Consider the following 17849-nt stretch of genomic DNA (forward strand, 5'->3'; position numbering starts at 1 on the left):
CGAAGGCGTCAGTTCAATCAGCGCAAGGCCAATAGCCCTTGCACCAATGGCTCCATCTCCAGATCATTGACGGTTTTGACGGTTTCAATCATCGCCGCCGGCCAGCTCTCAAGGCCCAGGCAGGCCCCGAGCATGGCGCCGAGAATCGCCGCGATGGTGTCAGTGTCGCCACCGAGACTGGCGGCCATGCACAGCGCATCGAACGGCGTCATTTCACCCACCGCGACTTGCTGCGCGAGGGCGAACGACACCACCACCGATTCCTGCGACGCCACCGAGGTGCCGATCACGTCGTACAGCAGATCCGCGAGCAACACCGGGTCACTCTCGACACTGATGCTGCGTGCCCAACTGATCCGCGAGGCGATACGCCCGCCGGCCACCCAGTGCCCGTGCGCTTCCGCTTGCTGAGCGATCTGCTGGCCGAGATTCAGCGCCTCGCCCAGATCCAGGCCGTTGATGCCGGCCGAAACCACCGCCGCCACCGCCGCCGCGCTGGAAATCCCCAACGTGGTGTTGTGAGTGACCTGACAGGCTTGCACCACCGCCGCGATAAACCGCTCGGGGTCGGCAACATCCGCCGCAATCCCTACCGGGGTGATGCGCATCGCCGCACCGTTGGTGGTGCCGTAGCGCCCGGCCTCTTCCGGCGAATGGCCGGCGAGGATCATTTCGATCGCACGTTTGGTCGACGGGCCGAGCAAGTCCTGCGAACCCTTGGCCTGCATCTCGGCTTCCCATTCGATCAGCCGTTGCGCGAGTACCGCCGGCTCGATCCGGCCCTTGCCTGCGACCAGCAACTCGCCGACCAGAATCGCCTGTTCGGTGTCATCGGTGATCGAGCCCTTGGGCATGTTCGCGGCAATCGGTTGCAAGGGGCCGGCATCTTGCAGATCGGTGATCTGGCCGAAGCGTTGCTTGATGGTTTCGCGGTTCAGGGATTGCGTCGGCATGCCCAGCGCGTCGCCGAGGGCCAGGCCATAAAACGCGCCCAGGGCACGGTCGAGGGCGGTCATTTCGATTCTCCAAATTGCAGGTGCAGACGGAAATGCACCGGGTCGAGCAGGCTTTCGACCAGCTCCATGAAGCGGTTTTGCCGGTCGTAAGTGGTGCGCAGTGCTTTGAGGAACACCGTGCCTTCGGGACGGCCGAGCAGCTCGGCGTCCACTGCGTTGAGCGGCTCGGCACCGATCCACTGATCGCCGCGCTCACCGATGTAGCCGTAGGCCGCCAGGGTGACGGTCAGCGAATTATCGATCAGGCCCACGCGCGGCAGGCTTTCCAGGCCTCCGGTGGCGGGCATCAATGAACGTTCGAGGGACACCAGCGTGCCGTCGTTGGAGCGGCGGCGACGATCGAGAGTAATGAATTGGTCGGTGCCGAAACGCGGCAGCAGATCGGGCCGGGTCACGGCTTCCAAGCGCAGCACTTCGGTGTTGATCAGCGCCCCGCTGTCAGCCAGGGCCTGGGCCCAGCCGCTGCGCTGATCGAGCACCACACCGTCGAAAGTGACGATGGAACCGACCCCGCTTTGCGTGGCGATGTAATTGCGCCGTTTCAGTTCGGCCAGCGCTTCGCGCAACGTGCCACGGCTGACGTTGAATTCCTGAGCCAACTGATGCTCGCCGGGCAACAGAAAGCCGTCCTCCATGAGGCCGCTTTCGATGCGTCGGACGAGCTCGTCGACCACCCGTTGTTTCTTGTCAAATCGTACCTGTCTAATCATGTACAAAGTGATACCCGAAACGGGTTGGGACGAGCAAGGTAATTTTTGGGAAAGGTGACAAAAGGCGCGGTATTGGTGGCACCCTCTCCCAAAGGAGAGGGTCAGCAGAATATTGATCTCAGCGCTGTTTCAGACGGTCGATCACCACAGCCAGCAGCAGAATCGAACCCCGAATCACATACTGATAAAACGTGTCGATATTCTTCAGGTTCATCGCATTCTCGATAATCGCCAGAATCAGCACCCCGGCAATCACATGCCGGATCATCCCGATCCCGCCGCTCAACGAAACCCCGCCCAGCACGCAAGCCGAAATCACCGTCAGCTCAAACCCCTGCCCGATCATCGGCTGCCCGGAAGTCATCCGCGACGCCAGAATCACCCCGGCCAAGGCACCGATCACCCCATGCACGGCGAAGATAATGATCTTCGTGCGATCGACATTTACACCCGCGAGCAACGCCGCCTCCTGGTTGCCGCCAATGGCCATGGTGTTGCGCCCGTAGGTCGTGTAGTTCAGCAGCCAGCCGAAAAACAGGAAGCAGACGATGGTGATCAGGATCGGCACCGGCACGCCGAACAACTGGCCGTTGCCGAACACGAAAAACGATTCCTGCGATACGCCCACCGCTTTGCCGTTGGCAAAAATGTAGGCCAGGCCACGGACGATCTGCATGGTCGCCAGCGTCGTGATCAGCGCATTGACCCGCAACTTGGCAATCACGATGCCGTTAATCAGCCCGACGATCAGGCCCATCACCAGCGCCGCGCTGACGCCGAGAAACACGCTGTTGGTGTCGCGCATCACCACCGCCGCGACCACCCCGGCGCAGGCAATCACCGAACCCACCGACAAGTCGAAATGCCCCGACGCCAGGCAATACAACATGGTGCACGCGGCGATGCCGGTGGTGGAAATCGCCAGGCCCAAACCACGCATGTTCAGCGGCGACAGGAAGTTGTCGATCAGCAAGGTACAGGCGAGAAAGATCCCGACCGCCGCCAGCAACATGACCCAGTCATCGAGGAAGCGCCGCATATCCAGAGGTTTGCGCGCGGTCGGCAGGGTTTCGTTTTGGGTTGTCATCATAGTCACCTCTCAGTTCGCCGCGCCGCTGGCGCGATGGCGCGGCAAAGCCAGTTGCAGCAGGTTGGATTCGTTGGCCTGGTCGCGGCTGACTTCGCCACGCAGGGCGCCCTCGCACAGCACCAGAATGCGGTCGGAAATGCCCATCACCTCCATCAGATCGCTGGACACCACGATCACCGAAATGCCATCGGCGGCGAGGTTATGGATGATCTGGTAGATCTCGGCCTTGGCGCCGATGTCGATGCCTCGGGTCGGCTCGTCGAGCAGCAGCACTTTCATCGGCATCGACAGCCAGCGGCCGAGAATCGCCTTCTGCTGATTGCCGCCAGAGAGGAACTTGATCTGCTGCCCGGCGTGTGGGGTTTTCACTTTCAGGGCCTTGATCTGTTTGTCGGCGTTGCCCTTTTCCCACATCCCGCGCAGCAGGCAACCGAGCCCGGAATTGGCGCCGCGCGCACTGATGTTGATGTTCTCGGCGACGCTGGCGAGCGGAATGATGCCTTCCTTCTTGCGATCCTCCGGGCACAGCAGAATCCCGGCGGCGATCGCATCCCGGGGCGAGCGCAGCTTCAGTTCATGACCGCGCAATTCCAGGCGTCCGGCGGTATTGCGCTCCAGGCCGCTGAGCAACCGAAACAGCTCGGTGCGTCCGGCCCCGACCAGCCCGAACAGGCCCAGAATCTCGCCTTTGTGCGCATCGAAACTGATCGGCTCACGCAGGCCCGGGCCGAGCAATCCATCGACTCTCAGCGCCACGGCACCACGCGGGCGACCGCGATAGTCGTAGATGTCCTGAATGTCGCGCCCGACCATGCAGGTCACCAGTTGATCGTGGGTCAGCTGACTCATGTCATCGAACGTGCGCACGTAGCGACCGTCCTTGAACACCGTCACCGCGTCGCAGATGCGGAACACTTCTTCCATGCGATGGGAGACGTAGAGCACGACTTTGCCCTCGTCGCGCAACCGGCCGATGATCGCCATCAAGCGGTCGATTTCCCGCGCCGAGAGGCTGCTGGTCGGTTCATCGAAAGCGATCACATGGGCGCCACGGGACAACGCCTTGGCGATTTCCACCAGTTGCCGCTGGCCGAGGGACAGGCGCCCGACTTTGGTCTGCGGGTCGATTTCATCGGCCAGACCCTTGAGGCAGGCCAGAGCTTGCTGACGCAATGCGCCGCGATTGATCAGGCCGAAGCTGGCCGGCAGGTGGCCGAGAAACAGGTTCTCGGCCACGGTCATTTCCGGCACCAGATGCAGCTCCTGGTGAATCACCGCCACGCCGCTGCCGATGCTGTCGGCGGTGGACTTGAAGGCCATCGTTCGCTCGCCGATCTGCAGTTCGCCGCTGCTCGGAATGTAGGCGCCGCCGAGGATTTTCAGCAGGGTCGATTTGCCGGCGCCGTTCTCGCCCATCAAGGCGTGAACCTGCCCGGGGTGAGCGACGAAACTGATGCCGTCCAGCGCCTTCACGCCGGGAAAGGTCTTGCCGATCCCTTTGAAACGCAGGCTGCCGGCACCGTGTTGTTGTGTCTGTACTTGCGCGTGCATTTAAGCCACCTCATCACACCGTTCAAGCGGCCCGGCTGCCCGGGCCGACGCTGCCGTCAGTTCCACAGGCCGATCTTTTCCAGCTCTTGCTTGAAGTTGTCGCGGGTGATCAGGGTGACGTCGTCCATCGCGGTGTACTTCGGCGGCTCTTTGCCGGTAGTGACCCACTCGTACATCATGCTGGCGGTGTTGTAGCCCTCGATGTGCGGGCTCGGCAGCATCGAACCGTAGAAGCCGCTGTTGGGCTTTTTCAGCTCACCGATGGCGTCGGTGCCGTTGATGCCGATGCCGATCACGTTGGCCGCGGCAAACCCTGCAGCTTCGGTAGCGCGCACGCCGCCCAGCACGGTGTTGTCGTTCATGCCGCCGATGATCAGGTTCTTCGCCGCGCCCGGCAGCTTGACCAGCGCCGAGTTGGTGGCGTCCATGCTGCCCGGTACGTCGAGGGTTTTCAGGGCGGCGGTCAGGATGTGCTCTTTCGGCAGGCCGGCATCTTCGAGCGCCTTCATCGAGCCGTCGGTGCGCTTCTTGCCGGTGTCGAGTTCGTTGTAGGTGTTGACCACCGCGTAGGTGTCTTTCCAGTCCCAGTTACGCTTTTTCGCCTCGGCGGCCATGGCGGCGCCCTGCTTCTGGCCGACTTCGAACGCGGCCATGCCGAGGTACGGCACCTCTTCCATGAACTTGCCGTTGGCGTCAACGAAACGGTCGTCCACGGCAATCACTTTCAGGTCATTGAGTTTGGCCTTGGCCATGATGGCCGGGCCGAGGGACACGTCCGGTGGGCAAATCACGAAACCCTTGGCACCGTTGGCCGCAAGGCTGTCGATGGCCGAGAGGGTTTTCTCGCCGTCCGGCACGGCGATCTTGATCAGCTCGAAGCCTTTGTCCTTGGCAGCTTTCTCGGCGAAGGCCCATTCGGTCTGGAACCACGGCTCTTCAGCCTGCTTGACCAGGAAACCGATCTTCACCGGATCGGCGGCCAGCAGCGAACCGCTCAGGCTGAACGCAGTGACCGCCAGCGCGGCACTGCACAGGGTACGAATCCCGAAACGACGTTTCATAAGCAGACTCCTTGTTATTTTTCTTGAGCGTTATTTGAAAAGCGTTGAAGCGGTCGAAGCGTTTCCCGCAAATCATGACGACAATAGTCATATCGTATGATGATTGGATTTCAGGCGGACCTTGCCACCTGCAATCCGCTTTTTCAGTCGTGGTACATCACCGAGCGACCACCATCGATGGTGATGCACGAGGCGTTGATGAACGGCGCTTCATCGCTGGCCAGGAACACGGCGGTCATCGCCACTTCGATCGGCTGACCGATGCGTTTCGGTGGATGTAGATCGAAGGCGCGCTGACGTTCGGCATGCGGGTCGGCGAAGCCGTTCCAGTAATCGACGTTGAGCTGGGTTTCGATGTAGCCCGGGGCGATTGCGTTGACGCGAATGCCCTTCGGCGCGTACTCGATACCCAGCGCGCGGGTCAGACCGAGCAGGCCGTGCTTGGCCACCGGGTAAGGGAAACAACCGGGAATGATGTTCGTGGAATGGGTCGAGGCAATGTTGATGATGCTGCCGGTACCCTGTTCGATCATCTGCGGCAACACGGCTTTGCAGCCATACCAGGCGCCGTCGAGGTCGATGGCAAAGCAGCGGTGCCAGTCTTCTTCGGTCATTTGCAGCGGATCGCGGAAGACGTTGACCCCGGCGCAGTTGACCAGTACGTCGATGCGCCCGTGCAGTTCGATCGCCAGTTTGGCCATGGCGTGCAGATCCTGCTGGCGCGATACGTCGGCCTTGATTGCTTGTACATCGGCGCCCTGATCGCGCCAGTGGGCGGCGACTTTCTCGACTTTTTCAGCCTGGATATCGCTGATCACCAATTTGGCCTGCTGCGAGGCGAAGGTCGCAACGATCGCTTCACCGATGCCTTGAGCGGCGCCGGTCAGCAACACAACCTTGTTTTTCAGACGCTCGCCTTTGGGTGGCTCGGGTACCGGTGGCAGGGACAGAGGTTCAGCCATGAATCAGGACTCCTGTTCGAAAGCATAAAAAAACCGGGCATCTGACGATGTCCGGTCTGGAAGGCTTTTGAACGAAACAGGCAAGCGCCGCTGACGGCATCGAGCCGTTGCGGGACGCTGACTCCGCTGGGGAGTGCGATAGAGATTCGCTGCATCACTTCACCTGTTTTGTTCTTTTTAAGTGTGAGTGCGTGTTACTGCTGGAGCCGACTATAAACCCGACCGCCAAATAATCTCAATATATAATTTTGCATCCCATATTTTGGGATTTAATCAGCAAAACGTGTACAGAGCTTTCCGGCGACGTCCACTCGCAACGACAGCACAGCGCCGTCCAGCGGGTGGTTCAGCGGACTTTTGGCGCTGGTGATGTACAGGGTTTTCAGGTCTGCGCCGCCGAATACGCAACTGGTGGGGCGGCCGATCGGCAGATCGATCTTGCGGTCGATCCGGCCATCCGGTGTCAGGCGCAGCAGGCAACTGCCGTCCCAGCGGGCGTTCCAGATGTAGCCCTCGGCGTCCATCGCCGAACCGTCCGGGCCATCGTGCTGATCGGCGCTGTACCAGGGCTGGGCGGTGTCGAGGTTGCCGTCGGTGTGGATGAAATAGCGATACAACGTGCTGTCGAGGCTGTCGCCGAATAGCAGCGTGGTGCCGTCATCGCTCCAGAGCAACGTATTGGGAATGCCCAGGCCCCGCAGCAATGGCGTGACTCGTTTATCCGGATCAACCCGAAACAGGCCGCCGGAACGTCGGGTGATCGGCAGATCCTCGCCCTGCTCGCCGATGTTGTTTTGCATGGTGCCGAGCCACAAGCGGCCCTGACCATCGCAACGCGCTTCGTTGGCACGGTTGCCCGGTTGCGGGTCGGCGACGCAGAACAGCGTCAGTCGCGGCTCAAGTCCGGGGGAGTCCAGATCAAGTCGGTAGACGCCGCTGCTCAGGGTCACCAGTGCATCGCCGCTGGCGCAGGGAATGAACGCCGAGACATGTTCGGGCATCTGCCAGATCTGCACGTTCTGCCCGATCAGCCGCAGTGCCTGCCTGCCAGCGATGTCGACCCAGTAGAGCGCCTGGGTCGGTGCGTCCCAGAACGGGCCTTCGCCCAGTTGCGCCCGATGCTCTGTCACCGCAGTCCACGTCATGCAACCTCCTGTCTTGTTGTTTTTGTCAGCTGGCTTTTTTGTCGGCCATCACCTGCGGGTAAAACCGCTTGATGGCCAGGTCGGCGTTGTCGATCAGGGTCATGCAGGCCCACACCCCGCGCGCAGCATCCCGGGCGGCGATGGCGTCGGCCATGTCTTTGTGGATCGGCAAGGTGCGGCGCAATTCGTCAGGGTCGGCCGCAGATACTTCGAAGGACACGGCGAGCAGCGCGCCGAGGGCCGGCACCATTTGCTCGATGAATTGATTGTGGCTGGCGGCGAGAATGCACTCGTGGAAGAACTGGTCGGCGCGGTTGTAATCGATGCCGCTGTGCGCGGCCCTCTCCAGGGCGTTGTAGGCCTGCTGAATGGCTTGCACCTGTTCGACGGTCGCCCGCTCGCAGGCCCAGCGCACCGCCATCGGTTCGATGGTGCGGCGCAGGTCGAGCAGGTCGTCGACGAAGTTTTCCGGCAGACCGCTGCGTGACAGCCAGCCGACGACTTGCGGATCGAACAGGTTCCAGCGCTTGATCGGCAACACCCGCGTGCCGACTTTCGGCCCGACTTCGAGCAGGCCTTTGGCGACGAGGGTCTTGATGGCTTCGCGGATCACGGTGCGACTGACACCGAGCTGTTCGCCCAGCTCGGCCTCGACCTTGATCGCCTGCCCCGGTTTCACCTGGCCGGCGGCAATCCAGGCACCCAGCCAGTCAACCGTTGATGCGTGAAAACTGCTCGACATGGACACCCCGAAACCGTTCGCTGTGGTTGCTCAAGCTAATCATCATACGATTGGGAGTCAACGACAAAAAACCGCAGCCTGCTTTCACAGACTGCGGTTTTTTTAAGGTTCGAGGCCGATGGGGAAGAACTCGCCGCCACTCCAGACGCCGAGCCAGCGCTGGCCATCGATTTCTCGGCTGACTGCGAGCTCGACCAACTGGTAGAACACGTTGCGGTGGATCAGCGCTTCGAGGTTGGTACGCACATGCACGTAAGGGGCAGGCTCTTGCGTCGTCGGATCGATCTCGACCCGGATCGGATGCTCCGCGCCAGCCTCGGTGGCTTCATCGACGTTGGTGGTAAAGCGCAGCACTTGCGCCTCACCCTCGCCTTCCACCTCGACGGCAATCGCCACGAAGGGCGCGTCATCGACCTTGATCCCGACCTTCTCCACCGGCGTGATCAGGAAATAGTCATCACCATCGCGGCGGATGATGGTGGAGAACAGCTTGACCATCGGCTTGCGCCCGATCGGCGTACCCAGGTAAAACCAGGTGCCGTCGCGGGCGATGCGCATGTCGATGTCGCCGCAGAAATCCGGGTTCCACAAGTGCACCGGCGGCAAGCCTTTGGTTTTGGGGATTTGCCCCAGCAGGTCATTGGCTTTTTGCGGGCCACTCATGGCGTACTCCTTGAATTACTGGTCCCCGACGCCCAGCAGGCTGCGCGCGTACTGCGCCAGTGGTGGGCCGATCAGGTCTTCGGGCTTGTTGTCGTGGAACGTCAGTAAACCGCCACGACTCTTGATCCGTGCAGTATCAATCAAATACTGGGTGCTGGTCTCGATCAACATGATCTGAATCACGCCGCCGTCGATACCAAGGCGATCCACGGCTTCCTGATCCAGCCACTCATCGGAGTTGCCGATGCGGTCGTCAGCCTTGGCGAAACGGGTGTACAGCAGGTAGTGAGCACCGGCGTCACGGGCTTCGCCCATCGCCTGGTCGAGGCCTTCCGGCGCACGGGCGCGGCGGACCATCGGGAAGTATTCGACGAAGCCTTTGAAGGCCTCTTCGGCCACCACGTTGGGACGCGGGTAAGAACCACCCGGTGGCGCGAACGAGCCTTGCGCAATGTAGATGAACGAATCCGGCTGAATGCGGAAATTGTTTACGCGGCGGCTGTCGCTGTGGTCCAGCAGACCCGCGTCGCTCATCTGGTAGCGAGTCCCTTCGGCCATGTCACTGACAGTCATACAGCCGCCCAGCGCCAAAACGGCCAGCAGCAAAACCAGGCTACGCATCCTAATCCTCCAGAAGCCGGTGACGGAAAACCGGCGAATGGCCGTAGGATGCAGCTTTTGCGCCAGTCCTTGGAAATGTGCAGGTATCCGCTTTGAAATAAAGCTTTTGTGGCGAGGAGCTTAGCCGCCGATGATCTTCATGACGGTGGCGCCACCGGAGAATGCGACTTCCTGCTTGTCGCCCAACGCCTTGACCAGCAGCCGTTGCAACGCCGGGAGCGCCTCGTGGCGCGGCTTGTCGAGCAGGTCACCGACGTAGTGGCGGTTGCTCGACGACAGGCAGCCATGCAGCCATCCGGTGGACGACAGGCGCAGGCGCGAACAGGTACGACAGAACGGCACGCTTTCGTTGGCGATCACGCCGAAGGTGCCCAGGCCGGGAATCGCATAGCGAACAGCGGTGGCGTCCACCGGTGCATCGGTTTGCGCGTACTCGTAACGCTCACCGATCAATTCCAGCAATTGTTGCAGGCTGACGAACTGCTGCAGGAAAGCGTTGGAGTCTTTGGCCAGGTGGCCCATGCGCATCAGCTCGATGAAACGCAGCTCGTAGCCATGCTCAAGGCAGTAATCGAGCAATGGCATGACCTGGTCGAGGTTCTGCCCGCGCAACGGCACCATGTTGACCTTGATCTTCATGCCCGCCGCTTTGGCTCGATCCATGCCGTCGAGCACCGTTGCCAGATCGCCGCCACGGGCAATGCTGCGGAACGCGCCGGCGTCCAGGGTATCGAGGGAAACGTTGATCCGGCGTATACCGGCGTCCACCAGCAACGGCAGTTTTTTTGCGAGCAACTGGCCGTTGGTGGTCAGGCTGATGTCTTCCAGCCCCATCTTGCCGACGGCGCTCATGAAGGATTCGAGTTTGGGGCTGACCAGCGGCTCGCCGCCAGTGATGCGCAGACGCTCGATGCCGGCGGCTTCGATCAGATAGGCAACACCGCGTGCCATGGCCTCGGCCGACAGTTCATCCTGCGCAGCCACCAGCCGCTTGCCGTTGGGCACGCAGTAGGTACAGGCGTAATTGCAGGCTGAGGTCAGACTGATCCGCAAATTGCGAAAACGCCTGCCTTGACGGTCAACGATCATGAAGCACTCCGGCGATGGAAAATCGAGCGGCTAAAACTTGACTCACAATTCAAGTTTTAGCAAGCCCTATGCCTGAGTATATTCCTGCGGTACTGCGCCATGTAGCGAAAAACACGGCGCATAAGGCGACTGAATGATTCAGCTGCTTGGGGTTTCAGGGTCGCGCTTGCGCTTGTTGCCCATGCGCACGCCGATATCCATCAGGAACTGGAAGAAACCTTCCTGATCTTCCAGCACATTGCTCCAGAACGGCGAGTGATACAGCGCGACCGCGCCGTGCACCAGCGCCCAGGATGCGCAGTAATGGAAGTACGGCGGCACGTCTTCGAGCTTGCCTTCGCTGATGCGGCCTTTGATGAGCAAGGTCAGGCGTTCGAAGTTCGAGGCACGGATCTTGTGCAGCTCCTCGACCATCTCCGGCACCTGATTGCCCTTGACCACCTTCTCTTCCAGGCGATCGAACAGGCGATAGCGCTGCGGGTCGCGCATGCGGAATTCAAAGTAGGCACGGGACAGGGCTTCCTTGTCCTTGTCGACATCGGCCGAATGCAACAGCTCATTCAAGTCGCGCTCGTAATCGAGCATCAGGCGCAGATAAATTTCCGCCTTGGACTTGAAGTGCTTGTAGATCGTGCCTTTGCCGATACCCACGGCATCAGCAATCATCTCGACGGTGACACTGTCTTCACCTTGTTCGAGGAACAGCTTGAGCGCGGTATCGAGAATTTCTTGCTCGCGGCGACGAAACTCACGGACCTTACGAGGTTCTTTGTGCATAAGAAAAGGTCTGTAGGGGTCAAAATTCGAAGCCGCGTATTATGCCTAACTTGCGCAAAAATGCACGGATCATCCGACCATATCTGTGTTTCTTGTTCATTTCACGAACGTTTCGGGAGGAATGAGAACATAACCGAAGCGAACGTATTCCAAATTTGTTTAAAAACCCCGACCGGCCAACTGGACTGAACGCCAGACTGATCAATACTTGAACTGTCGGGCGACATCTCCCCCAAGTGTCGCGCCGGTAAAGGTACCAAGGGACCGCGTGCCTTTGTTTTACTCCTAATGGTCTTAACCCGGATTCACCCCCCAGAACCCGGGTTTTTTTTGCCTGCGATTCAGGCTTTTACGTGCGCCAGCGGAAACAGTCGCTTGAAGTTCTCGGTGGTCTGCTCGGCAAAGCGCTCGTAATTCTCGCCCCGCAGCATCGCCAGAAACTCTGCCACTTCCCGCACGTATTGCGGCAGGTTCGGCTTGCCGCGATAAGGGATCGGCGCCAGGTACGGCGAATCGGTTTCCACCAGCAGACGATCCGCCGGCACCTTGCTCGCCACGTCGCGCAGCGCATCGGCATTGCGGAAGGTCACGATACCCGACAGGGAAATGTAATAACCCATGTCCAGCGCTGCCTTGGCCATGTCCCAGTCTTCGGTGAAACAATGCAGCACACCGGCCTGGGGCAGCGCGGCTTCGCGCAACAATTCGAGCGTGTCGGCACGGGCGCCACGGGTGTGAATGATCACCGGTTTGCCGGTCTGCTGGGCGGCTTGCAGGTGCAGACGGAACGACTCCTGCTGCAACTCGGCGGCTTCCGGCTCGTAGTGGTAGTCCAGACCGGTTTCACCGATCGCCACCACTTTCGGGTGATTGAGCTCGTGCAGCAGCCAGTCAAGCGCTGGCGCCGCGCCCGGCTGCACATCCAGCGGATGCACGCCAACCGAACAATCGACATCGTCGTAACGCTCGGCCAGCGCTTTGACATCGGCCGCGTTGTCGGCACTGACGCCGATGCACAGGAAATGCCCGACACCGCGTTGGCGGGCTGCATCCAGCGCAGCATCCAGAGAACCGTCGTGAGCGGCGAGGTCGAGGCGATCAAGGTGACAATGGGAATCTACGAGCATAAAAAGGACTGCAACTTACATCGTATGAGTGGGACGGTCGGACTTCAGGGCTCCGGCCAGATGGGTTTCGATGCGACTGCGCGCGGTGTTGTCGCCATCGTTGAATTGCACGCCGACGCCGGCAGCGCGATTGCCCTGGGCGCCTTTGGGGGTGATCCAGGCGACCTTGCCGGCCACCGGTATCTTTTCCGCTTCGTCCATCAGGTGCAGCAGCATGAACACCTCATCGCCCAACTTGTAGCTCTTGTTGGTCGGGATGAACAGGCCACCGTTCCTGATGAACGGCATGTAAGCGGCGTAAAGGACCGACTTGTCCTTGATGGTCAGGGACAAGATGCCGTTGCGCGGCCCCGGGCTGACGGGTTCATTCATGTTGACCTCCACTGCTGATGTTCAGAGTCTAGGTACACATTCTTATCTTTGGCCAGGCAGACTCGCCCATTGCACCAACAACGCTTCCAGCAGCAATGCCGCGTTGAGGTTGGCCTTGCTCAGGACTTTCTGGCGCTGGGCGAGAATCCAGTCCTGGATATCGAGGACTTTGCCCTGGGCACTTTTCTGCGCCAGGTACTGCACGACCTTGCGCATGTCGGTCAGGCCGAGGCCCGCTTCATCCTGGGTCAGTTGGTAGCGCAGGATCAGGCTCGACCAGTCGCAGAACCAGTCGAACAGACGCAGCATCGGAATGTTTTTCCACTCCTCGGCCAGTTGCGTCGGCGATTGCTGCTGCTTGAGCAGCTTCTTCACGCCTTCGACCACTTGCGCCCGCTGTTCGCGCACGCCCTGCCCCTGTAAGGTGACGGCGGCCAACGGCGAGCCAGCGGCCAGGGTCAGCAGTTCGACACGTTCGTCTTCGGAACATTCCGGCAAGGCCTGAGCCAGCCATTGCCGGCTCATGGTCTCGCTCGGCAGCGGACAGGCCTGCTGCACGCAGCGGCTCTTGATGGTCGGCAACAAACGGCTCGGCTGGTGACTGACCAGCAACAGCACGGTATCGCCGGACGGCTCCTCAAGGCTTTTGAGCAAGGCGTTGGCGGCGTTGATATTCATCGACTCCACCGGCTCGATCAGCACCACCTTGCGACCGCCCAGTTGCGCGGTCTGTACCACGAAACTGACCAGATCACGTACCTGGTCGACCTTGATCGCCTTGTCCGCTTCTTCCGGCTCGAGGATGTAATTGTCCGGGTGGCTGCCGGCCTTGAGCAGCAGGCAGGATTTGCATTCGCCGCAGGCTTCAGGCGTCGGACGCTGGCACAGCAGGCTGGCCATCAGCCGCTCGGCCAGTGCACGCTTGCCGATCCCGGCAGGACCGTGCAGCAGATACGCATGAGCGTGCTGAGAGCGTCCGGCCAGTTGCTGCCAGAGACTGTCCTGCCACGGATAGGCCTCAGCCACGGCTCAGCTCCAGCAAGCGCGGGAGCAAGCCGTCCAGCGACTGCTGGACCTGTGCCAGCGGCTGGCCGGCGTCGATCCGCACGTAACGCGCCGAATCCGCCTCGGCACGCTTGAGGAATGCACTGCGCACGGCCTCGAAAAACGCCCGGCCTTCCAGCTCGAAACGATCCAGTCGACCGCGAGCGCTGGCACGGGCCAGGCCGATTTCCACCGGCAGATCAAAAATCAGCGTCAGGTCAGGGCGCAGGTCGCCCTGCACGAAAGTCTCCAGCGCCGAGATGCGTTCCAGCGACAAGCCACGACCACCGCCCTGATAGGCGTAAGTCGAATCGGTGAACCGGTCGCACAACACAACGGCGCCACGGGCCAACGCCGGGCGAATGACCTCAGCCAGATGCTGGGCACGGGCAGCGAACACCAGCAGCAACTCGGTGTCCGGGTTCATCACTTCATCGACCGGGGCCAGCAACACTTCGCGAATGCGCTCGGCCAGCGGCGTACCGCCGGGTTCGCGGGTCAGCACCACTTCGATACCGGCGGCGCGCAGGCGCTCGGCGAGGTATTCGCGGTTGGTGCTCTTGCCGGCGCCTTCCGGGCCTTCCAGGGTAATAAACAAGCCAGTCACAGGCAGTCCTTAATCAAAGTCATTGCGCGTTTTGCGGTGCAGCCGCTTCGGTTTCCGGTGTCGGCGCGGGCTCCTGGACAGGAACCTGCGGCAACGACTCGGGCGCAGTGTCGGGTGATGCGGCAGGAACGGCTTCCCCGGTTGTCGGAGCGGCTTCCGGTGTCGAAGCCGGTGCCGGACTCGAACGGTAGTCCGAGCGTCGTTTGAGCTGGAACTCACGCACCGCGCTGTTGTGCGCATCAAGGTCATCGGAGAACACATGGCTGCCGTCGCCACGGGCTACAAAGTAGAGGCTGGTGCCTTCCACCGGGTTCAACGCGGCGTGAATCGCTTCGCGGCCGACCATCGCAATCGGCGTCGGCGGCAGCCCCGGAATCACATAAGTGTTGTACGGCGTGGCTTCCTTGAGATGCGCACGGGTCAACTTGCCGTTGTAGCGATCACCAAGACCATAGATCACGGTCGGGTCAGTCTGCAGTTGCATGCCCAACGCCATGCGGCGCACGAACACGCCGGCAATCTGGCCACGCTCCTGGGGAACCCCGGTTTCCTTTTCCACCAGCGACGCCATGATCAGCGCCTGGTAAGGCTCGGTGTACGGCGCATCGGTGGAGCGGTTTTCCCATTCCTTGGCCAGCACTTCGTCGAGGCGATCGAACGCCTTTTTCAGCAACTCGGTATCGGAGGCCCCGCGCACGAAACGGTAGGTATCGGGGAAGAATCGACCTTCGGGAAACACGCCCTTGTGGCCGATTTTGCTCATCACATCGCTGTCGCTCAGACCGGTCAGGGTCTGCTCGATCTTTTCATCTTTCGCCAGTGCGGCGCGCACCTGATGGAAATTCCAGCCCTCGACCAGGGTCAGGCTGTACTGAACCACCTCGCCACGCTTCCACAGATCGATCAGGCCCTTGACGGTCATGCCCGGCTGCATGCGGTACTCGCCCGTGTGAATCGGGGTGCCGGACAGATTGAAGCGCCAGTAAATGCGTAGCCAGAATGCGTCCTTGATCACGCCATCCGCTTCAAGGCCGAGAATAGTGCGGGTTGGCGTGGATCCCTTGGGCACATCCAGCAGTTCTTCCTGCGTGATGTTCAGGGGCTGTTCCAGTGCCGAATGAATCTTCCAGGCGCTGGCGCCCAGCAGCAGCCCTGCCAGAACCAGTCCGGTTTCCAGCAGCAGCAAAAGTTTACGTCTCACGAATCAGGCATCCAGTAGCGTGCGGGCAATGGTTTGCAGTTTACGGGTGAGCGGCCCAACCGGCCAGCTCAGAGCAGCGTACGCGCGTACCGGCCAGACGCCATACACGCTGTTGCAGACAAAGACTTCGTCAGCCCATTGCAGCTGATCAAGGCTGATATCGGTGATTTGCGTGGGAATTCCCGAGGATGCTGCCTGAAACAATAGTTCGGCACGCATCACACCGGCCACGCCGCAGCGTTTCAGATCCGCCGTGACCAGCACGCCATCGCGCACCAGAAACAGGTTGCTGAACACCCCCTCGATCACTCGGCCCGTCTGATCGAGCATCAAACCTTCGGCGTGCTCGCTGTCCTGCCATTCGGCGCGGGCGAGAACCTGTTCCAGACGATTGAGGTGCTTGAGGCCTGCCAGCAAGGGCTGGACAGACAAACGCGTCGTACACGGAAACAGGCGGACGCCTTGCTCACCGTGGACAGCGGGATAAGCGGCAGGAGGATTGCCTTGCAGAATGCGTCGCCCCGGCGCGGAAGGATCCGGCGCATAACCGCGCAATCCGTCGCCACGGGTGAGGATGAGTTTGAGCACGCCCTCGCCCATGGCCGCTGCATAGGCTTGCAGCTCGCTACGGATCAGCTCGATGTCGGCCGCGATGGCCAGCCGTGAACAGCCCTCGGCCAGCCGCGCCACGTGACGCTCCAGCAGCAAAGGCTGGCCACCACGCACGGCGATGGTCTCGAACAGACCGTCGCCGTAAGCCAGGCCGCGATCTTTCAGCGACAGAGCGTCAGCCGGTTGACCGTCGACCCAGCAGTCCATCAGCCGGCGAACCGACGGAACGCCAACGTGCCGTTGGTGCCGCCAAACCCGAACGAGTTGGACAACACGACATCGATGTCCATGTTGCGCGCGGTGTGCGGCACGAAGTCGAGGTCGCAGCCTTCATCCGGCTCATCAAGGTTGATGGTCGGCGGCGCCACCTGACTGTTGATCGCCAGCACGCTGAAGATCGCCTCGACCGCGCCCGCTGCACCCAACAGGTGACCGGTCATGGACTTGGTGGAGCTGACCGCCAGTTTGTAGGCGTGATCACCGAACACCGACTTGATCGCATTGGCTTCGGCAAGGTCGCCGGCCGGGGTCGAGGTACCGTGGGCGTTGATGTATTGCACTTGATCAACGTTGATCCTCGCATCGCGCAGCGCATTGGTGATGCAGCGTGCTGCACCGGCGCCATCGGCGGGTGGCGAGGTCATGTGGAACGCGTCGCCACTGGTGCCGAAACCGATCAGCTCGGCGTAGATGGTCGCGCCACGGGCCTTGGCGTGCTCGAGCTCTTCGAGCACCAGCGCACCGGCACCGTCGGACAGTACGAAACCGTCACGGCCCTTGTCCCATGGACGGCTGGCACGGGTCGGTTCGTCGTTGCGGGTCGACAGTGCGCGGGAGGCACCGAAGCCGCCCATGCCCAGACCGCACGCAGCCATTTCGGCACCGCCGGCAATCATCACGTCGGCTTCGTCGTACATGATGTTGCGGGCCGCCATGCCGATGCAGTGCGTACCTGTGGTACACGCTGTGGCGATGGCGTAGTTAGGCCCCTGTGCACCCAGGTGGATGGACAGGAAACCGGAAATCATATTGATGATCGAGCCAGGCACAAAGAACGGAGAAATCCGGCGCGGACCGGTCTCGTGCAGGGTGCGGCTGGTTTCTTCGATGTTGGTCAGACCGCCGATACCCGAACCCATGGCCACGCCAATGCGTTCACGGTTGGCATCGGTGACTTCCAGACCGGCATTGCGTACGGCTTGAAAGCCGGCCGCCAGACCGTACTGAATGAACAGGTCGAGCTTGCGCGCTTCCTTGACCGACAGGTATTCCTCGACATTGAAGCCCTTTACCGAGCCGCCAAAGCGGGTGGAATAGGCAGAAAGGTCGGTGTGTTCGATCAGACCAATGCCACTGCGGCCAGCCAGAATGCCCTGCCAACTGCTCGGCACATCCGTGCCCAGTGGCGACAACATACCCATACCGGTGACTACGACGCGTCTACGCGACACAGCACTCT

General features: G+C 61.1%; 19 protein-coding genes. All 19 read right to left on the reverse strand.

Annotated features, from left to right (window positions below):
* Positions 1 to 17 precede the first annotated feature (17 nt).
* Complete coding sequence (locus IF189_RS20490) at positions 18 to 1016, reverse strand: ADP-ribosylglycohydrolase family protein (protein ID WP_134827743.1); 999 nt, start codon at positions 1014 to 1016, stop codon at positions 18 to 20.
* On the reverse strand, positions 1013 to 1726 hold the full coding sequence (locus IF189_RS20495) for a GntR family transcriptional regulator (RefSeq protein ID WP_114884724.1): 714 nt from the start codon (positions 1724 to 1726) through the stop codon (positions 1013 to 1015). Before IF189_RS20495 ends, IF189_RS20490 begins: the two co-directional genes overlap by 4 nt.
* 118 nt (positions 1727 to 1844) lie before the next feature.
* Positions 1845 to 2813, reverse strand: a complete 969-nt coding sequence (araH, locus tag IF189_RS20500) for an L-arabinose ABC transporter permease AraH (protein WP_085697229.1) — start codon at positions 2811 to 2813, stop codon at positions 1845 to 1847.
* A 12-nt stretch (positions 2814 to 2825) separates the two neighbouring features.
* Entirely contained in the window at positions 2826 to 4367 is a 1542-nt protein-coding gene (gene araG, locus IF189_RS20505; RefSeq protein WP_085710917.1) for an L-arabinose ABC transporter ATP-binding protein AraG, read from the reverse strand.
* A 56-nt stretch (positions 4368 to 4423) separates the two neighbouring features.
* Positions 4424 to 5428, reverse strand: coding sequence for a substrate-binding domain-containing protein (locus IF189_RS20510; RefSeq protein ID WP_134827745.1), 1005 nt, complete (start codon positions 5426 to 5428; stop codon positions 4424 to 4426).
* 143 nt (positions 5429 to 5571) lie between these two features.
* A complete protein-coding gene (locus IF189_RS20515; protein ID WP_134827746.1) occupies positions 5572 to 6390 on the reverse strand; it encodes an SDR family oxidoreductase in 819 nt (272 codons plus the stop codon).
* Positions 6391 to 6659: 269 nt separating this feature from the next.
* The gene (locus tag IF189_RS20520) at positions 6660 to 7535 is read right to left on the reverse strand and encodes an SMP-30/gluconolactonase/LRE family protein (protein WP_192552181.1); all 876 of its coding nucleotides are present in this window, start codon (positions 7533 to 7535) and stop codon (positions 6660 to 6662) included.
* Between the two features lie 25 nt (positions 7536 to 7560).
* Positions 7561 to 8277 carry a FadR/GntR family transcriptional regulator gene (locus tag IF189_RS20525; RefSeq protein ID WP_085710921.1) on the reverse strand — a complete coding sequence of 239 codons (717 nt, stop codon included), beginning with the start codon at positions 8275 to 8277 and terminating at the stop codon, positions 7561 to 7563.
* 102 nt (positions 8278 to 8379) lie between these two features.
* Positions 8380 to 8940: a DUF1285 domain-containing protein gene (locus IF189_RS20530; protein ID WP_134827748.1), complete on the reverse strand. Its 561-nt coding sequence runs from the start codon at positions 8938 to 8940 to the stop codon at positions 8380 to 8382.
* A 15-nt stretch (positions 8941 to 8955) separates the two neighbouring features.
* A complete protein-coding gene (locus tag IF189_RS20535; protein ID WP_007950810.1) occupies positions 8956 to 9561 on the reverse strand; it encodes a DUF4823 domain-containing protein in 606 nt (201 codons plus the stop codon).
* A gap of 120 nt (positions 9562 to 9681) precedes the next feature.
* The gene (locus IF189_RS20540) at positions 9682 to 10650 is read right to left on the reverse strand and encodes a GTP 3',8-cyclase MoaA (RefSeq protein WP_085710923.1); all 969 of its coding nucleotides are present in this window, start codon (positions 10648 to 10650) and stop codon (positions 9682 to 9684) included.
* Between the two features lie 138 nt (positions 10651 to 10788).
* Positions 10789 to 11427 (reverse strand): TetR/AcrR family transcriptional regulator, encoded by a 639-nt coding sequence (locus IF189_RS20545; RefSeq protein WP_007950805.1) that lies wholly within the window; start codon positions 11425 to 11427, stop codon positions 10789 to 10791.
* 341 nt (positions 11428 to 11768) lie between these two features.
* The gene (locus tag IF189_RS20550; RefSeq protein ID WP_085710924.1) at positions 11769 to 12554 is read right to left on the reverse strand and encodes a TatD family hydrolase; all 786 of its coding nucleotides are present in this window, start codon (positions 12552 to 12554) and stop codon (positions 11769 to 11771) included.
* A 15-nt stretch (positions 12555 to 12569) separates the two neighbouring features.
* Positions 12570 to 12926, reverse strand: a complete 357-nt coding sequence (locus tag IF189_RS20555) for a PilZ domain-containing protein (RefSeq protein ID WP_085710925.1) — start codon at positions 12924 to 12926, stop codon at positions 12570 to 12572.
* A gap of 42 nt (positions 12927 to 12968) precedes the next feature.
* Positions 12969 to 13952, reverse strand: a complete 984-nt coding sequence (locus tag IF189_RS20560; protein ID WP_134827749.1) for a DNA polymerase III subunit delta' — start codon at positions 13950 to 13952, stop codon at positions 12969 to 12971.
* Positions 13945 to 14577: a dTMP kinase gene (gene tmk / locus IF189_RS20565; protein ID WP_134827750.1), complete on the reverse strand. Its 633-nt coding sequence runs from the start codon at positions 14575 to 14577 to the stop codon at positions 13945 to 13947. The genes IF189_RS20560 and tmk overlap by 8 nt, the downstream gene beginning before the upstream one ends.
* Before the next feature lie 19 nt (positions 14578 to 14596).
* Positions 14597 to 15778 (reverse strand): endolytic transglycosylase MltG, encoded by a 1182-nt coding sequence (gene mltG, locus IF189_RS20570; protein ID WP_134827751.1) that lies wholly within the window; start codon positions 15776 to 15778, stop codon positions 14597 to 14599.
* Positions 15779 to 15781: 3 nt separating this feature from the next.
* Positions 15782 to 16597 (reverse strand): aminodeoxychorismate lyase, encoded by an 816-nt coding sequence (gene pabC, locus IF189_RS20575; protein ID WP_192552182.1) that lies wholly within the window; start codon positions 16595 to 16597, stop codon positions 15782 to 15784.
* Entirely contained in the window at positions 16597 to 17841 is a 1245-nt protein-coding gene (gene fabF / locus IF189_RS20580) for a beta-ketoacyl-ACP synthase II (protein WP_192552183.1), read from the reverse strand. Before fabF ends, pabC begins: the two co-directional genes overlap by 1 nt.
* Positions 17842 to 17849 lie beyond the last annotated feature (8 nt).

It is taken from the genome of Pseudomonas sp. IzPS59, assembly GCF_014863505.1.
Lineage (GTDB): Bacteria > Pseudomonadota > Gammaproteobacteria > Pseudomonadales > Pseudomonadaceae > Aquipseudomonas > Aquipseudomonas kribbensis.